A 17143-nucleotide genomic window follows, 5' to 3' on the forward strand; every position below is an offset into this window, starting at 1 on the left:
TCATGGTGAGGAGGCGCTTTAGCGCCGTCTCGAACCATGCAGGCCCGGCTCGCGCTGCGGGCCTTCATCCTTCGAGACGCCGGCTTCGCAGGCTCTTCAGGATGAGGGGAGGCGGTTGACTCGCCCGGCCCCAAAGGCGACAAGGCCCGCGAGAAATCGCGGGCCTTTTATGTCGTCACTAGATGCCAAATCCGTCGAAGCGCGCTGCGTGCGCCTCAATGCCAAGGCTGAAAACGCCGCCGCGCTTGCGCCGATGGTCGAGCGTCACCCGCTGACGCGCGGTCCGAACGATCTCCTGATCGAGGTGAAGGCTGCCGCCGTCAATCCCTCCGACGTGAAGGCCGCGACCGGGCTGATGCCCTATGCGGTGTTCCCGCGCACGCCGGGCCGCGACTATGCCGGCATCGTCATCGACGGGCCGGCCGGCACGGTCGGCCGCGAGGTGTTCGGCTCCTCCGGCGATCTCGGCATCCGCCGCGACGGCACCCATGCCAGCCATCTCGTCGTCGAGGCCGATGCCGTGGTGGAGAAGCCGGAGACGGCGTCGTGGGAGGAGGCCGCCGGCATCGGCGTTCCCTTCGTCACCGCGATGGAAGGCTTTCGCCGCGCGGGCTTGCCGAAAAAGGGCGATACTGTGCTGGTGTTCGGCGTCAACGGCAAGGTCGGCCAGGCCGCGGTGCAGATCGCGACCTGGCAGGGCGCAAGCGTCATCGGCGTGGTCCGCAAGGCGGAGGCCTATGAAGGCCACGCCAATGCGCCGATCGAGGTGATCGATGCCTCCGCGACCGACGTTGCCGCGCGCGTGCGCGAATTCACGGGCGGCAAGGGCGCCGACATCGTCTTCAACACGGTGGGCGATCCCTATTTCGAGGCAGCGCACAAGTCGCTCGCCTTGCGCGGTCGCCAGATCCTGATCGCCGCGATCGACCGCATCGTGCAGTTCAACATCCTCGAATTCTATCGCGGCCAGCACACCTATGTCGGCATCGACACGCTCGGCCTGTCCTCGGCGGCAACCGGCGCGGTGCTGCGCGACCTCGGCCCGGGCTTTGCGAGCGGCCACCTCAAACCGTTTCCGATCAAGGCGAATGCCGTCTATCCGCTCGAGCGCGCCAAGGAGGCCTATGTCGCCGTCGCCGGCTCTTCGCGCGACCGGGTGATCCTGAAGCCGTAATCATGGAATCGTCCGCCCTCGTCATCCTCGCCGGCCTCGGCATCGGTCTCGTCTACGGCGCCGTGGGTCTGCTCAGCGGCTTCTGCCTGATGAGCAGCATGCGCGGCTGGCTGGCCGAGGGAGACGGACGGCTGGTGCGGACCTATGCACTGGCGATCGCGGTGGCGATTGCCGCGAGCCAGTTCCTCGCCGGCAGCGGCATGGTCGATCTCGGCAAGACGATCTACCTGCAACCATCGTTCTCGGCCCCGGTGCTGTTCCTCGGCGGCCTGCTGTTCGGTTACGGCATGGTGCTGTCGAACGGCTGCGGCTCGCGCGCGCTGGTGCTGCTCGGCCGCGGCAATCTCCGCTCGTTCGTCGTCGTGATCGTGCTCGCCATCGCCGCCCAGATGACGCTCAAGGGCCTGATCGCGCCGGCGCGCATCGCGCTGGTTCAGGCTTCGCAAACGACAGTCAACCCGAACTCGCTGCCGTCCTTGCTGACGACGCTCGGTGTGACGGAATCGCTCTCGCGTGTGGTTGCCGCCGTGCTGATCGTGCTCGCATTGATCCTGTTCGCTTTCGCGCACCCTGGGTTCCGACGCTCGCCCGGCCAGATCGTAGCGGGGATCATCGTTGGCCTCCTCGTCGCCGGCGGCTGGTACGTCACCGGCCATCTCGGCGCCGACGACTTCAATCCGATCCCGGTGACCTCCCTGACATTCATCGCGCCGATCGCCGACAGCCTGCAATATGCCATGCTCTCGACCGGCCTGACGCTGAACTTCGGCATCGCCACGGTTGCCGGTGTCTTCGCCGGCAGCCTGGCGACGGCGCTGGCAACGCGCCGCTTCAAGCTCGAAGGCTATTCATCGCCGCGCCACATGCTGCGCTCGAGCAGCGGCGCCGCCCTGATGGGGATCGGCGGCGTGATGGCGTTCGGCTGTTCGATCGGGCAGGGGCTCACCGGTGTATCGACGCTCGCACTGGGCTCGTTCGTCGCGCTCGCCGGCATCCTGCTCGGCACGACGGCCGGCTTGCGCGGCGCGCTGCGGGTTCAGCCGGCCCAGAGCGCCGAAGCGGGCTCGACGGCCGCTTGAGCTAATCCACCGCCTTCGTCACGATGCGGATCTCCGACGTCAGTGTCCGGTGCACCGGGCACTTGTCGGCGATCTCCATCAGCTTCTTGCGTTGCTCGGCATCGAGCGCGCCGTCGATTGCGATGTCGCGTTCGATCTGGTCGAGCATGCCCTCGCGGGTCTCGCATTCTTCGCAGTCTCTTGCGTAGATCTTGGAATGCTTCAGCGTGACGGTGACGCGGTCGAGCGGCAGCGACTTGCGGTCGGCATAGAGGCGCATGGTCATGGAGGTGCAAGCCCCGAGGCCGGCAAGCAGGAAATCGTAGGGCCCGGGGCCCGCGTCCTCGCCGCCGGCCGCGACCGGCTCGTCCGCCACAAGCCGATGCGGGCCGACGGTGATGATCTGGTTGAACTTGCTCTTGCGGGTCTCCTGCACCACGACCTGCCGCGGCGCCTCGGGCAGATCCATCGCCTTCGCGGGCTTTGCGGCGTCGATGTAGCGGCCCGCCCAGGCCGCGATCACGTCGGCCGCGTAGAGCGCGTCGGCGGGCTTGCTCAGCAGATGATCGGCGTGATCGAGCGAGACGAAGCTCTTGGGATGCTTCGCCGCAACGAAGATCTTCGTGGCATTGTCGATACCGACGGTGTCGTCGACAGGCGAGTGCATCACCAGCAGCGCCTTGTGCAGGCCGGTGATATCGCTCATCAGCTCGTGCTCGGCGATGTCCTCGATGAATTCGCGCCTGATCCGGAACGGACGTCCCGCAAGCGAGACCTCGACCTCGCCCTGCGCGCGGATATCGTCGAGATGCGCTTTGAAGAGGCCGGTTACGTGCGCCGGGTCGGATGGCGCCGCGATGGTCGCGACGGCCCTGGCTTCCGGGATCTGTCCGGCGGCCGCAAGGATCGCGGCGCCACCGAGGCTGTGCCCGATCAGGATCGATGGCGCCTTGCGGGCACTGCGCAGATGGTCTGCCGCTCGGACGAGATCGGCGACGTTGGAGGAGAACGTGGAGTTGGCGAAATCGCCTTCGCTGGAGCCGAGCCCGGTGAAGTCGAAGCGCAGCACCGCGACGCCCTTGGCGGCGAGCGCGACCGAGATGCGCTTGGCCGCCAGCGTATCCTTGCCGCAGGTGAAGCAGTGCGCGAACAGCGCGTAGGCCGCGGGCTCGCCGTCCGGCAATTCCAGCGCGGCCGCAAGCTGATGGCCGCCTTCGCCCGTGAATTGAAAGCGCTCCGTCGGCATGGCTTCCCTCGTTCCAATCTGAACTCTAATCGTTCGAATAGCGCTGCTCGGCCCAGGGATCGCCGCGGTTATGATAGCCCCGGACCTCCCAGAAGCCCGGCGCGTCCTCGGTCAGGAACTCGATGGCCTGGAGCCATTTCGCGCTCTTCCAGAAATACAGATGCGGCACGACCAGCCGCACCGGGCCGCCATGCTCCTCCGTCAGCGGCTGGCCGGACCAGCTATGGGCGAGCAGGGCATCCTCGGCAGCAAAGTCTTCCAGCGCGAGGTTGGTGGTGTAGCCGTCATAGGAATGCAGCGTCACGAAGCGTGCATCCTCGCGCGGCTGGCACGCCGCGAGCAACTCTCGCGTGGCGAGCCCTTCCCACTCGTTGTCGTAGCGCGACCAGGTGGTGACGCAATGGATGTCGGAGGTGAACCGGGCCTGCTTCTGGGCCGCGAACTCCGCAAAAGTCCAGAACACGGGGGTCTCGATTGCACCGTAGACGTCGAGCCGCCAGCGCTCACGCGAAATTGGCGGCGTGACGCCGAGATCGAGCACCGGCCAATCCTTGGTGAGATGCTGGCCCGGCGGCAGGCGCTGGTCTTCCGGCCGTGCGATCTTGCCGGTGAGGAAGCGGCCCTCGCGCGCCCACTTCTCCTTGGTGCGGGTCAGCTTGCTGTCGGGCGGCTCGTTGTCGTCAGCCATGGCCGTCCAGCCTCTCCGTACCCGTGTTGGAAAGACTTACATCGCCTTTCCCAGCAGAAATGGCAACTGGCGGGGGCCTCGCACCGTGCCTTGCGACCAGGTCACCGTGCCTGCCGGATCGAGCCGGAAGTCCGGAATGCGCTTCAGCCATTCCTCCAGCGCAACCTGCATCTCCATACGCGCCAGGTTGGAACCGACGCAGCGGTGGATGCCGAGGCCGAAGGCGGCATGGCGGTTTTCGCGGCGGTCGATCACGACTTTGTCGGCATCCGGAAACACCTTGGGATCGCGGTTGGCGGCCGGGAAAGACAACAGCACCATGTTGCCCGCCTTGACCGGACAACCCGAGATCGTCGTGTCCTTGACCACCTCGCGGGCCATCGTCACCGGCGAATAGGCGCGCAGCAGCTCCTCCACCGCGATCGGCATCAGGCCCGGCTCGGCGATCAGCCGCTCACGGTCGGCCGGCGTCTTCGCCAGATGCCAGAGCGAGGAGCCGATCGCGCTCCAGGTGGTGTCGATGCCGGCGATCAGCAGCAGGCGCAGCGAGCCAAGGACGTGGGAGTCTTCGAGCGGATTGCCCTCCTTGTCCCTGGCGTTCATCAGGTAGGAGATGAGATCGTCGGTCGGGTTGTTCTTGCGCTGCTCGATGTGCGCGCCGAAATAGGCGCTCATCTCCTGCACGGCCTGGAGCAGCTTGCTCTCGTCCTTGATGCCGAGCTCGAGCACCATGTGGATCCAGTTGATGAAGAGATCGCTGTCGCTCTCGGGGATGCCCAGCATGTGCGCAATCGCCCGAACGGGAACGTACTTGCTGTAGCGCGCGGCGGCATCGACCTTGCCGTCGGCGATGAACCCGTCGATCAGCTCATTGCAGATCGCGCGCATCCGCGGTTCCAGCTTCTTCATCGCGTCCGGCGTGAACGGCGGCAGCAGCAGCTGCTTGGCCGGCTTGTGCACGGGCGGGTCGGAGGTGATCGGCGGAGCTGCATTCCTGGCGACTTCGGGCCGGACGTCACGCACGATGATGCGGCGCGAGGAGAAATGCTCGGTGTCGTTGGCGATCTCGCGCACGGCTTCATAGGTCGTCGGCATGTAGCAGCCGAGGAAGCGCTTCGTGTGCACGACCGGGCTTGCGGAGCGCATCTCCTCCCAGATCGGGAACGGGTCTTCCGTCCACTGCGGATCGGTGTGGTCGAAATCGTTGACCCAGTCGGTGACGGGCGGATGGGCGACAGGTTGGCTGACGTCGGACATGACGGGGAATCCTCGGGCTGGCGGTCGAATCGCGCGCGGGCACACAGGGAGCCTGCGCTACTCCTCGATCACATCGATTGCGATTTCCGGGCAATTGGCTTTGGCAAGCCAGGCCTTGTCTTCGAGCCCGGGCGGGACCGTGCCGTCGCCGGCTTCGTGCGCGTTGCCGAATTCGTCGAGCTCGAAGAGTTCCGGCGCGAGTGCTTTGCAGCGCGCGTGGCCCTGGCATTTTTCGGGATCGACGTGAACCCTCAGTCGCTCTGTCATGGCGGCATCCTTGGTCGTATGCGCGCGTGGCCCGCAGGGCGGCGCGTTCCTCATGTCACTTTTTTATCCGCGGCATTTACCGCGGGCTTTAAGTTATATGCTATTACATTCGCGGCAGGCTTTCCCTGTCAAGGGCAAACTTGTAGGCTTGGCCACAACATGCGCTCCCAACTCGCCCGCAAGCCCGAAAACACCTACCATCATGGCGATCTTCGCGATGCTTTGATCAAGGCTGCGCTACGCGAGGCGGAGCGGGGCGGCGCCGAGGCGATCAGCATCAAGGCGTTGGCCAAGCAGCTTGGCGTCTCTCAGCCGGCGCCGTATCGTCACTTTGCCGATCGCGAGGCGTTGCTTGCGGCGGTGACGGCGGAGGCGTTCCGCCAGCTCAGCGCGATCCTGCGCGAGGCGATGGCCAAGCCGTCGAAGCAATCGAAGTTGTCGCTTCTGGCACAGGCGACCCTGGATTTCGGCCTACGCCGCAACGGCATCTACCGCCTGATGTTCGCCTCGCGCACCGTCTCATGCGCGGCCAAGGGCAGCGAGCTGCACGAGGCCACGCGCGAAACGTTCGCGCTCGTGATCGAGGCGCTGGAAGCGCCTGCGGTCGGCTATTTGCGCGAGCGGCAAGCGCTCAAGATCTGGGCGGCGTTGCACGGTGTCGTGATGCTGGCCGAGCAGGGCCTGTTCACCGGCGAGGCGGCCCATGCCACGCGCGAGGAGCTGGTCGAGGATTTCGTCAACGAGACGAAGGCCGCGCTCGCGCTCGCGATCAGGGCCGCGCGGCGTCGAAAAGCGACGGGCGCCTAAAGCGCGATGCGATTAGGATGAATCGTCATCGCGTTTTAGGTTGTTGTTTAAGCATGATCTTTTCGGAAAACCGCTACGCACTTTTCCGGATCATGCTTTAGCTCCCAACAGCATCATCAGTTTGTCGACGGCGCTGTCAGGCGTGGTGACGACGGGACGGCCGGTGGCTTCTGCGACCAGCGGTGCCGTCGCTGCGATGCTGAACTGCGCCAGCGCGATGACGTCGCAGTCGCGCAGGTCCTTTGACGCTTCGACGATCAGGCGGTCGTGCGTGGCGCGGTCGCCGCGGTCGAGCGCCGCCAGCGCGCCCTCGGCAAGTTTCGGAACGACCTGGACCGAGGCCGGAAACTCCGGCGGCATCGAGGCCAGCGTCGGCGGGAAGGTGGAGAGCAGGCCGATGCGCCGGCCCATCGTCACCGCGCGCTCGATCATCGCTTCGTTCGGCTTGAGCACCGGCATCGGCGCCTGCGCGCGCGCGACCGCCTCGATGCAGGGGCCGAAGGCGGAACAAGTGAACAGGATTCCATCCGCTCCCGTCGCCGCTGCGTAATCGCCGAGCGCGAGGAAGCGCTCGGTCATGGCGTCGTCGAGCTTGCCGTCACGGGCCAGATCCGCAGACAGGCTGTCGTCGAGCAGGTTCATCAGCCGCGCCGCCGGCCACGCCTTCGAAAACGCGGCCTCGATCGGGGCGATGGAGTGCTTGAGGGCATGGATGAGGGCGATGCGAGGGGGCGTCGTCATGGAGTGTGACTATCTGGTTCCCGTGCCCCGGACGCAGCGCAGCACGAAGTGATGCGCTGCTGAGCCGGGGCCCATTGTGGTCGCTCGGTCCCGGCTCGGCGCAGCAGCGTTGCACGCTGCAGCGCGTCCGGGACACGAGTGCTGTCTACTTGAACGGGATGGCGTACATCAAGCCGCCCTTGCTCCAGAGGCCGTTGAGGCCGCGATCGAGCTTGAGGGGGCTGGTTTTGCCGACATTGCGCTCGTAGATCTCGCCGTAATTGCCGGTGGCCTTGATGGCGGTGACCAGCCATTTGTTGTCGAGCCCGAGCCGCGAGCCGAGATCGCCGGAGGCGCCGAGCAGGCGCTGGATCGCTGGAGTCTGCGACTTCGTCATCTCGTCGACATTGGCTTGGGTGACGCCGAGCTCCTCGGCCTCGATCAGGCCGTAATGCAGCCAGGTGATGATGTCACTCCAGACCTCGTCGCCGTTGCGAGTGAAGGGGCCGAGCGGCTCCTTGCTGATGGTCTGCGGCAGCACGACGTAATCGGTGGGGTTCGGCGCCGCAGTGGTCACCGCACCGGCGAGCGCGGAGGCATCCTGGGTCATCGCATCGCAGCGGCCGCCGAAGAAGGTCTGGTACATGGTGTCGACGCGGTCGAACACCAGCGGCTTCCAGTCGATGCCGTTGGCGCGGCCGTAATCGCCGAGCGTGACTTCATGCGTGGTGCCCTGAGCCACGCAGACCGTGGCGCCCTTGAGGTCCTTGATGTCCTTGACGCCCAGATCCTTCTTCACGACAAAGCCCTGGCCGTCGTAGAAGTTGATCGGGCCCTGCCGCAAGCCCAGCGTCGCACCGCGCAAATAAGTCTGTGTCGAGTTGCGGTAGAGCACGTCGATCTCGCCCGATTGCAGGGCGGTGAAGCGGTTCTGGGCGGTCAACGAAACGTATCGCACCTTGCTGGCGTCGCCGAGCACGCCGGCCGCGAGCGCGCGGCAATAATCGACGTCGAGACCCTTGTAATTGCCTTGCGAGTCCGGCGCGGAGAAGCCGGCAAAGCCGGCGCTGACGCCGCACACCAGCGTGCCGCGGCTCTTCACCGTGTCGAGCGTCGCGGCGGATGCGACTATTGTCGATGCGACGAGCGCACCCGCCGCGATAACCACTTTCCTCATCATGCTACTCCCCTTAGTGATTGACACTACGCAACACGTTGTCGACGGCCGTGCCGAGCTTGTCGACGATCAGGTCGATCTCGTCGGCGGAGGCGATGTAGGGCGGTGCCAGCAGCACGTGGTCACCGCGCACGCCGTCCACGGTGCCGCCGCCCGGATAGCAGCCGAGCCCAGCAGCAAAGGCTTCCGCCTTGATCCTCTGATGGAGCTTGAGCGCGGGATCGAACGAGATGCGGCTGGCGCGATCGGCGACCAGCTCGATCGCCCAGAACAGGCCGCGGCCCCTGATATCGCCGACATGGCGGTGATTGCCGAAGCGCTCGATCAGCCGCTGCTCCAGCTGCTTGCCGCGCTCCCTCACGCGGTCGAGCAGGCGATCGTCGCGGATCACATCCTGCACCGCGAGTGCGGCCGCGCAGGCGAGGGGATGTGCCAGGTAAGTATGACCGTGCAGGAAGGCGCCCGAGCCTGAGCGGATCGTGTCGATGATCTTGCCGCTCGCGAGCATCGCCCCGATCGGCTGGTAGCCGCCGCCGAGCCCCTTTGCGATCGCCTGGATGTCGGGCGCGATGCCTTCCTGCTCCCAGGCGTGCGTGGTGCCGGTGCGGCCCATGCCGCACATGACCTCGTCGAGGATGAGCAGCGCACCGTGCCTGTCGCAGATCTCGCGCACCGCCCTGAAGTAGCCGTCCGGTGCCGTCACCGCGCCGGCAGTGGCGCCGACGACCGGCTCGGCGAGGAACGCTGCGACCGTGTTGGGGCCGAGCCGCTGGAATTCGGTCTCCAGCTCGGCCGCCAGCCGTGCCACGAACTGCGCGTCCGACTCGCCATCGTGCTTCTCGTGATAGGCGAAGGCCGGTGTCACGTGGCTGAAGGCGCCGGAGAGCAGCGGCGCGTAAGGCGCACGCCGCCAGGCATTGCCCCCGGCGGCGAGCGCGCCAAGCGTGTTGCCGTGGTAGCTCTGACGCCGCGCGATGAAATGCTGCCGCTGCGGCTCGTCGCGCTCGATAAAATATTGCCGCGCGAGCTTGATGCTCGCCTCGATCGCCTCGGATCCGCCGCTGACGAAATAGGCATAGGCGAGACCGCCGGGCTCGTGCCCGACCAGCGTTTCGGCGAGGGCTTCGGCGGGCTCGGACGAAAAGAACGCGGTATGCGCATAGGCTAAGGTCGAGGCCTGTTTCGCCATCGCCGCGATCACGCGCGGATGCTGATGGCCGAGGCACGAGACGGCCGCGCCGCCGGAGGCGTCGATCACGCGCCGCCCGTCCTCGGCGAAAAGATAGACGCCTTCGCCGCCGATCGCCTTGGGCGGCGTCTCGCGCAGCGAGCGGTGCAGCACGCGGCTGATGCGGGCGGCCATGGTCAACCTTTCTCTGAAACGTAGATGGAGGCAGCAGCGAGCCGCGCCTCGGTAGTCTCCAGGCGCTTCTTCGCGGCGACGCCGCCGAGCGAGAACGTCACGGCAGCCAGCGATTGCGCGATCGCGATCGCGCCGGTGAGACTTGGGAAGAAGCCAGGAGAGGAGGCCGCCTCGAACAGCAGCACGTGGTCGGCGCCCTCGGCCATCGGCGCGGAAAGGCTGTCCGCGATCGCGATCAGTGTCGCGCCGCCGCGATAGGCGGCCTGTGCGACGCCGACGCTCGCATGGGTATAGGGCAGAAAGCCGATGACGATGACGGCCTCGCCGGGCCGGAAGGCGCCGAGGTCGAGATCGTCGGGGCCGGATGTGCCGATGAGTTGCACCTGCTCGGGCCGGAATAACCTCAGTTCATAGTTCAGCAATTCCGCAACGCTGCGGCAGCTCCGGTAGCCCGCGATCCAGATACGCTTGGCCTCGTGCAGCGCACGGGCCGCCTCCGCAATCGGCTGGGCCGGGATCCGCGGAAGCCCGGCGGCCTCGGCCTCGAGCTTGTCGGTGACGAGCGCGACGTCGGCGTTCGGGCCGGGCCGGCGGCCTCTGGCACGGCCGGAGAAGGGCGAGGTCGGCGATGGTCGCCGCGCCTCGGTCAGCGCCGCGCGCAATTCGTCCCAGCCCGAATAGCCGATCGCCTTGGCAAGGCGCGTGAACGCGGCGGGGTCGGCGCCGGCCTCCGCCGCGAGGTCGCGCATCGAACGGGTGGTGGCGTCGTAATCGTTGGCGGCGACGAAGCGCCCGACCTCCTGCAGTCGCATCGGGAGCGATGGCAATGCAATGCGCAGTTCGCTCAGGGGCGAGGATTTCGCGGGCTCGGCCATGAAACATTTGTTGCATGAATTTTATATCGGTGCAACAGTTGACGTGCGTTGCCGGAAACGTCGCTCTCGAGAAGGATTTTTGCGCTGTGACCACGGACGCCCGGAGACCGCCGCCGCGCCGCCTGTTCGGCGCATGGGGACGCCGCGAGCTGCAAGGCCTGCTCTGGCAGGTGCTGGTGGTCGGGATCGCGGTCGCGGTTATCGGCTTCCTCTGGTCCAACACCGTCACCAACCTCACGGCGCGCCGCATCACGACCGGCTTTGCCTTCCTCGGCCGCGAGGCCGGGATGCCGATCGCCGACAGCCTGTTCGCCTACAATCCGAAAGACACGTATCTCTGGGCCTTCGTCGTCGGCGTCGGCAACACCTTGCGCGTCGCCGTGATTGGGATTGTGCTCGCGACGGTCCTGGGCACGCTGATCGGCATCTCGCGCTTGTCGGCCAACTGGCTGCTGTCACGACTAGCCGCCGTCTATGTCGAAACGCTCCGCGACATCCCGCTGCTGCTGCAACTCCTGTTCTGGTACGTCCTGATGCAGGCGCTGCCGGCCGCGCGCGCGGCATGGCGGCCGATCGAGGGCGTGTTCCTGTCCAATCGCGGCCTGATCCTGCCCGCCATTCCGATTGGCCCGCTGCAGCTTTGGGTGCTCGGCGCCGCTGTGCTCGGATGTGCCGCGTTCTATCTGGTCAGAAGGCAGCTTATCGCGCAGCAATTGCGCGACGGCAGGCCGCGGCCGGGCTGGCCGTTTGCGCTTGCCCTGATCGTCGGATTGCCGGCGCTGGTGTCGGTGCTGCTCGGGGTGTCCTGGACAATCGAATGGCCGGAGCTGCGCGGCTTCAATTTCGTCGGCGGGCTGACGCTCGCTCCGGAATATTTCGCGCTGCTGATTGCGCTCGTGACCTACACCTCGGCCTTCATCGCCGAGATCGTGCGCAGCGGCATCCAGTCCGTGCCGCGCGGGCAATGGGACGCCGCCAACGCACTGGGCCTGCGCCGCAGCTTCATGCTGCGGCAGATCATCCTGCCGCAGGCGCTGCGTGTCATCGTGCCGCCGATGACGAGCCAGTATCTCAACCTGACTAAGAATTCCTCGCTTGCGGTGGCGATCGGCTACCAGGACGTGGTCTCGATCGCCAACACCACGCTGAATCAGACCGGACAGGCCATCGAAGCCATCGCGCTGATCATGGCGGTGTTCCTGACCATCAGCCTTTCGATCAGCTTCTTCATGAACTGGTACAATGCGCGCATCGCGCTCGTGGAGCGCTGATCATGACCGCGATCACTGACATCCCCGATGCACCCCGGGCCGCTCGCCGACCGCAGCTGGGCAATCCGGTGCTGCACTGGCTGCGCAAGAATCTGTTCTCCTCGATCCCGAATGGGATCATCAGCGTCCTGCTGCTGGTGCTGCTCGCCAAGGGCATCTTCAGCTTCGTGCAATGGGGTCTCGCGAATGCAGTGTGGCTGACGCCTGCGAACGATTCCAGCGCCTGCCGCGCGGCGCGCGGCGTCGGCGCCTGTTGGGCGATCATTCCGGAAAAGTACCGCTTCATCCTGTTCGGGACCTATCCGTTCGACGAGCAGTGGCGGCCGGCGCTGTCGGTGCTGCTGTTCATCGCGCTGTTCTATCTCTCGAGCCGCCGCGCTCTGTGGCGGCGCGAGCTGGTCTATCTCTGGATCGGTGCACTGGCGCTGATCAGCGTGCTGATGTGGGGCGGCGTGCTCGGCCTGTCCTTCGTCTCGCAGGACCGCTGGGGCGGCTTGCCCGTGACGCTGATCCTGGCGACGTTCGGCCTCGCTGTCGGCTTTCCGCTCGGTATTCTGGTCGCGCTCGGGCGGCGCTCGAAGCTGCCGGCGATCCGCTCGCTCAGCGTGCTCTATGTCGAGCTGATCCGCGGCGTGCCGCTGGTGAGCCTGCTGTTCATGGCGAGCGTCATGTTTCCGCTATTCATGCCGGCCGGATTCAACATCGACAAGCTGCTGCGCGCACAGATCGCGATCATCCTGTTCGCCGGCGCCTACCTCGCCGAAGTGATCCGCGGCGGGCTTCAGGCCGTGCCGCGCGGGCAATATGAAGCCGCCGACGCGCTCGGCCTGTCCTACTGGCGCAAGCACCGGCTGATCATCCTGCCGCAGGCTATCCGCCACGTCATCCCGCCGCTGGTCAACACCTTCATCGCCTTCTTCAAGGACACCAGCCTGGTGCTGATCATCGGCATCTTCGACCTGCTGACGACGGCGAAGACCGCGATCATCGATCCCGCCTGGCAGCAATTTTCGGTCGAGGTCTACATCTTCGTGGCCGCGATCTACTTCGTGTTCTGTTTCGCGATGTCGCGCTACAGTCGCAGCCTGGAGGCGCCGACAACGCCAAAGTGACGGTTTCTCGTTTGGTGCCGCTTGTTTGCGCTTGCGCCGATTGCCGATCTTGATCTCTAATACCAGAGGTTGCTCCTGCGGTCGATTTGGCGAGGCTGTCATGCGCGTGGCCGTTTTGCGGCAATTCACCGCCGCCCAGATCTGCGTCCTGATCTTCACAACCACTCTCGGCGTGTCATCGTGCGCCGCGGAGGGGTTACGGCGCTATCGCGCGCCGATCGGTGAGAGTTCGATTTCGGGAATTTCGTCGGGCGCGTTCATGGCCGTTCAGTTCGGCACGGCATGGTCGTCGGTGATCAAGGGCGTCGGCGTGGTCGCAGGCGGCCCTTACTGGTGCGCAAAGGCGGACGCGTTTGATGCCGTCACCTGGTACTGGGGGCCGATCCGGCGGGCCACGGGTGCATGCATGAAAGGGCCGGCGTCGGATCTGAATCCGAAGGATTTTACGGCAAAGGCCGACGCGAAGGCCGCAGCGGGCGAGATCGACCCTCTCAGCAATGTCGGCAGGCAGAAGATCTATCTCTTTCACGGCTACAATGACGCGATCGTCGACAAGGCCGCGACCGATGCGGCCGCCGATTTCTATCGCCACTATCTGGGAGATGCCAATCGCGGCAACTTGTTCTATCAGGCCACGCTCGGCGCGGGCCACTCGTTCGTCGTGGCGAAACAGGGCGCACCCGGGCTCAACGACTGCAAGGCCAACACGGCGCCCTATATCGACCAATGCGGCTATGACCAGGCCGGCGTCATCCTGCAGCATATTTACGGCCGCCTGAATCCGCCCAATGCCGCGCAGCTTGCAGGTTCAGTGAAGAGCTTTGATCAATCGATCTATACCACGCCGCATCTGCCCGACGCGTTGAGCATGGGCGATACCGGCTATGTGTTCGTACCCAGGGATTGCGAGCAGGGCAGTCCGTGTCGCGTCCACGTCGCGCTCCACGGATGCAAGCAGGACGTCGCCGATATCGGACGCAAATTCGTGGATGAGGCCGGCTACAATGAGTGGGCGGACACGAACCGCATGATCATTCTCTATCCGCAGACCAAGACCAGCCCATACTGGCCAAGCAATCCGCAGGCCTGTTGGGATTGGTGGAGTTACGTCAACCATCAGGATAGCTACGTGACGAAGTCCGGATCGCAAATCAAGGCGATCAAGGCGATGCTGGATGCGCTCACGGCCGCTGCCGCGGCGCCTGCCGGCGTGACCGCGCCCTCGCTATCGGCACCGCAGTCGCTCACGGTGATCGATACGTCGGATAGCGGCGCTGACCTGGCCTGGTCTCCAGGAGACGACGGAACAATCTACCGGGTTTCGCGTGCGGGACCCGATGGTGCGTTCCAAGCGGTTGGCGACGTAACAGGCGCGAGCTTTGGGGATTCCGGTCTGACGCCGCAAACAACATATCGATGGCGTGTCTCGGTCATTCTGAACGGGGCGGTGGGCCCGAGCTCCGAGGAGGCGACCGGCACCACGCGATCGACGCCTCCTCGCTGCGATAATCCCGGCTCCTGCCCGATCGCCAAATAGCGAACCGAGCAACCGTCCCAGCCTGGAGGCGACCAGCGGGAGGTGAGGTCTCGTGTCCCGGCTCTGCGACGCAGCGCTGGCGCGCTGCCCCTTGTCCGGGACACGAGAGTGAGGCTAGTTCTTCACCTTCGGATCGATCGGCGTGGTACCGCGCAGGCCCAGAATATCCTCCAGCACCTTTGCGCCGGCGATCACTTGCGCATCCGCGCGCGGTGCGCCGACCACCTGCACGCCGACCGGCAGGCCGGACGCCGTGAAGCCGCACGGCAGCGACAGCGAGGGGCAGCAGGCCAGCGTGATGGCGTAGACGATGCCGAGCCATTCGACGTAATTGTCGAATCTCTTGCCGGCACATTCGGCGACATAACGGTGCTCGATCGGGAAGGGCGGCACGATCGTGGTGGGTGTCAGCAGCAGATCGTAGGTCTTGAAGAATTCGACCGCCCGCGCGGTCATGCCGACGCGCTGCGCCTCGGCGCGCGCGAGCTGATCGACGGTGAGCTTGAGGCCTTCCTCGATGTTCCAGATCACCTCGGGCTTGAGCATGTCGCGCTTCGTGCGCAGCAGGTTGGCCTTGGTGATCGCGAAATCGAACGCGCGCAGCACGTGGAAGCATTCATGCGCCTCGCGCCAGTCCGGATGCGCTTCCTCGACGATGGCGCCGGCCTCGGCAAAGCGTTCCGCCGCTTTCCGCGTGATCGCCTTCACCTCGGGGTCGACAGGCGTGATGCCGAGATCTGGCGAATAGGCGATGCGCTTCGGCCTCTTGCCCGATTGTGCCGCCGACAGGAACGAGATCGCGGGCGCCGGCAGCGACAGCGGATCGTCCGCATAGTCGCCGCTCATGGCATCCAGCAGCAGGGCGAGATCCTCGACGTTGCGTGCCATCGGACCCTGCACGCCGAGATTGCGATCGATGCCCGCCTTCGGCGTATGCGCGACCCGGCCGATGCTCGGCCGCATGCCGACGACGCCACAGAAGGCGGCGGGGCTGCGCAAGCTTCCGCCCATGTCCGAGCCCTGGGCGAGCCAGGCCATGCCGGTGGCCAGGGCCACCGCCGCGCCGCCGGAGGAGCCTGCCGCGGACTTCGTCGTATCCCAGGGATTGAGCGTCGCGCCGAACACCTCGTTGAAGGTGTTGGCACCGGCGCCGAATTCCGGCGTGTTGGACTTGGCGTAGACGACCGCGCCGTTGGCCTCGAGGTTCTCGACCATGAGGTCCGACTTGGCGGGAATGTTGTCCCTGAAGATCGGCGAGCCCTGCGTGTTCAACACGCCTGCAACGTCGGTCAGATCCTTGATCGGGACCGGCAGGCCGGCGAGCAGCCCGCGCGCGCCGGCGGGTTTCCGCATCAACGCCTTGGCGTTGTCGCGCGCGCGATCGAAACACAATGTCGGCAGCGCATTGACCTTGCCGTCGACTTCACTGATGCGCTTCTCCAGCACGTCCAGCAGCTCGAGCGGCGAGACGTCGCCGGAGCGCAGCTCATCGACGACGGCGCATGCGGTTTTCCGGATCAGGTCTTCACTAGGCAATTGTCTTGCTCCTCTGTAACCAAGTATTCCGTCATTGCGAGCGCAGCGAAGCAATCCAGACCGTCTCCGCGGGGCATCCCCGGATTGCTTCGCTGCGCTTGCAATGACGGTGTGTGGTGCAGGCAGCGGCACGCGTCAACTAACCCCAGCCCGCGCTGATGCCGCCGTCCACCGTGTAGATCACGCCCGACGTATAGCCGGCGCGGTCCGAGGCCAGGAACGCCATGAGGTCGCCGATCTCGCGCGCATGCGCGGGACGGCCGAGCGGCAGGCTCTTCTGGAATTCCTTGTAGCGGCTCTCGTCGCCGAACTGCTGCTTCGCTCGCGTCTTCAGCAGCGTGACGTGGCGATCGGTGCCGACAGGGCCCGGATTGATGCCGACCACGCGGATGTTGTCGGCGAGACTTTTTCCCCCGAGCGCGCGGGTGAAGGCCATCAGCGCGGCATTGCCGGCGCTGCCGCAGATGTAATTGGCGTCGAACTTCTCGCCGGCCGCGCCGATGTCGTTGACGATGACGCCGCCGCCCTTGGCCTTCATCTGCGCGTAGATGTGCCGCGTGAGGTTGATATAGCCGAACACCTTCAATTCCCAGGCGTGGCGCCAGGTGGCCTCGTCGATCTTGTCGATCGAGCCGCCGGGGATGTCGCCGGCATTGTTGACGAGCACGTCGATGTCCGCGGCTTCCCTGGCGAGCCGCGCCACGTCTTCTTCCTTGCGCAGGTCCACGATGCTCGTTGCGGCATCGATCTGGTGGGCGGAACGCAAGCGCTCTGCCAGCACCTTGAGCTGGTCGCCGCTGCGGGCGGCGAGCAGGAGATGTGCGCCTTCCTCGGCAAACGCCTCGGCCGCGGCAGCGCCAATGCCCTTGGACGCGCCCGTGATCAGGACGCGCTTGCCACGCAGATGCAGATCCATGAGTTTACTCGCAGGATAGGAACAGGATCAAACCAGTAGGCGCTTGGTCGCGCCATGGTCAACATTGCAGTGCAGCGTTGCACTGCCGACGCGTTTGGTCCATTGCAGTGCGGTCAAAAGGCGGCGGCTGCCGGACCAA

16 protein-coding genes are annotated in these 17143 nt (G+C 65.7%); 6 read left to right on the forward strand and 10 right to left on the reverse strand.

The features are described 5' to 3' along the window. The first annotated feature begins 169 nt into the window (after positions 1-169). Together AC066S_RS04760 and AC066S_RS04765 are read left to right on the forward strand one after the other, a co-directional pair. Complete coding sequence (locus AC066S_RS04760; protein ID WP_478269034.1) at positions 170-1174, forward strand: quinone oxidoreductase family protein; 1005 nt, start codon at positions 170-172, stop codon at positions 1172-1174. A gap of 2 nt (positions 1175-1176) precedes the next feature. Beyond that, entirely contained in the window at positions 1177-2253 is a 1077-nt protein-coding gene (locus AC066S_RS04765) for a YeeE/YedE family protein (RefSeq protein ID WP_478269035.1), read from the forward strand. Position 2254: 1 nt separating this feature from the next. Here AC066S_RS04765 and AC066S_RS04770 read toward each other — a convergent pair whose 3' ends face one another. Genes AC066S_RS04770 through AC066S_RS04785 form a run of 4 tightly spaced genes read right to left on the reverse strand, consistent with a single transcriptional unit; the run spans position 2255 to position 5690 of the window. Beyond that, positions 2255-3478 carry a bifunctional alpha/beta hydrolase/OsmC family protein gene (locus AC066S_RS04770; protein ID WP_478269036.1) on the reverse strand — a complete coding sequence of 408 codons (1224 nt, stop codon included), beginning with the start codon at positions 3476-3478 and terminating at the stop codon, positions 2255-2257. A 25-nt stretch (positions 3479-3503) separates the two neighbouring features. Beyond that, on the reverse strand, positions 3504-4166 hold the full coding sequence (locus AC066S_RS04775; protein WP_478269037.1) for a sulfite oxidase-like oxidoreductase: 663 nt from the start codon (positions 4164-4166) through the stop codon (positions 3504-3506). Between the two features lie 36 nt (positions 4167-4202). Then, complete coding sequence (locus AC066S_RS04780) at positions 4203-5423, reverse strand: cytochrome P450 (protein WP_135167984.1); 1221 nt, start codon at positions 5421-5423, stop codon at positions 4203-4205. A 57-nt stretch (positions 5424-5480) separates the two neighbouring features. Beyond that, positions 5481-5690 carry a ferredoxin gene (locus AC066S_RS04785; protein WP_126256754.1) on the reverse strand — a complete coding sequence of 70 codons (210 nt, stop codon included), beginning with the start codon at positions 5688-5690 and terminating at the stop codon, positions 5481-5483. 159 nt (positions 5691-5849) lie between these two features. Here AC066S_RS04785 and AC066S_RS04790 point away from each other — a divergent pair, with 159 nt between their 5' ends. Further along, positions 5850-6497, forward strand: a complete 648-nt coding sequence (locus tag AC066S_RS04790) for a TetR/AcrR family transcriptional regulator (protein ID WP_478269038.1) — start codon at positions 5850-5852, stop codon at positions 6495-6497. A 90-nt stretch (positions 6498-6587) separates the two neighbouring features. On the opposite strand, the gene AC066S_RS04795 is transcribed toward AC066S_RS04790, so the two are convergent. From AC066S_RS04795 to AC066S_RS04810, 4 genes are all read right to left on the reverse strand, one after another. Next, positions 6588-7238, reverse strand: coding sequence for an aspartate/glutamate racemase family protein (locus AC066S_RS04795; RefSeq protein ID WP_478269039.1), 651 nt, complete (start codon positions 7236-7238; stop codon positions 6588-6590). 145 nt (positions 7239-7383) lie between these two features. Continuing rightward, on the reverse strand, positions 7384-8397 hold the full coding sequence (locus AC066S_RS04800; RefSeq protein ID WP_126256440.1) for an amino acid ABC transporter substrate-binding protein: 1014 nt from the start codon (positions 8395-8397) through the stop codon (positions 7384-7386). Between the two features lie 10 nt (positions 8398-8407). Then, positions 8408-9757, reverse strand: a complete 1350-nt coding sequence (locus AC066S_RS04805; RefSeq protein ID WP_478269040.1) for an aspartate aminotransferase family protein — start codon at positions 9755-9757, stop codon at positions 8408-8410. Positions 9758-9759: 2 nt separating this feature from the next. Next, positions 9760-10632 (reverse strand): MurR/RpiR family transcriptional regulator, encoded by an 873-nt coding sequence (locus tag AC066S_RS04810; RefSeq protein ID WP_478269041.1) that lies wholly within the window; start codon positions 10630-10632, stop codon positions 9760-9762. Positions 10633-10718: 86 nt separating this feature from the next. On the opposite strand from AC066S_RS04810, the gene AC066S_RS04815 reads away from it, so the two are divergent. The 3 genes from AC066S_RS04815 to AC066S_RS04825 are packed head-to-tail and all read left to right on the forward strand — an operon-like array spanning position 10719 to position 14552. Beyond that, positions 10719-11903 (forward strand): amino acid ABC transporter permease, encoded by a 1185-nt coding sequence (locus tag AC066S_RS04815; protein WP_478269042.1) that lies wholly within the window; start codon positions 10719-10721, stop codon positions 11901-11903. 2 nt (positions 11904-11905) lie between these two features. After that, positions 11906-13015 (forward strand): amino acid ABC transporter permease, encoded by a 1110-nt coding sequence (locus AC066S_RS04820; RefSeq protein ID WP_478269043.1) that lies wholly within the window; start codon positions 11906-11908, stop codon positions 13013-13015. Between the two features lie 40 nt (positions 13016-13055). Next, a complete protein-coding gene (locus AC066S_RS04825) occupies positions 13056-14552 on the forward strand; it encodes an extracellular catalytic domain type 2 short-chain-length polyhydroxyalkanoate depolymerase (protein ID WP_135167991.1) in 1497 nt (498 codons plus the stop codon). A gap of 114 nt (positions 14553-14666) precedes the next feature. Here the strand turns inward: AC066S_RS04825 and AC066S_RS04830 are convergent, their stop codons facing one another. Together AC066S_RS04830 and AC066S_RS04835 are read right to left on the reverse strand one after the other, a co-directional pair. Then, positions 14667-16088, reverse strand: a complete 1422-nt coding sequence (locus AC066S_RS04830; protein ID WP_478269044.1) for an amidase — start codon at positions 16086-16088, stop codon at positions 14667-14669. Positions 16089-16227: 139 nt separating this feature from the next. Then, positions 16228-17004: an SDR family oxidoreductase gene (locus tag AC066S_RS04835; protein ID WP_135167992.1), complete on the reverse strand. Its 777-nt coding sequence runs from the start codon at positions 17002-17004 to the stop codon at positions 16228-16230. Between the last annotated feature and the right edge of the window lie 139 nt (positions 17005-17143).

This window comes from Bradyrhizobium sp. CFUWI, assembly GCF_056429085.1.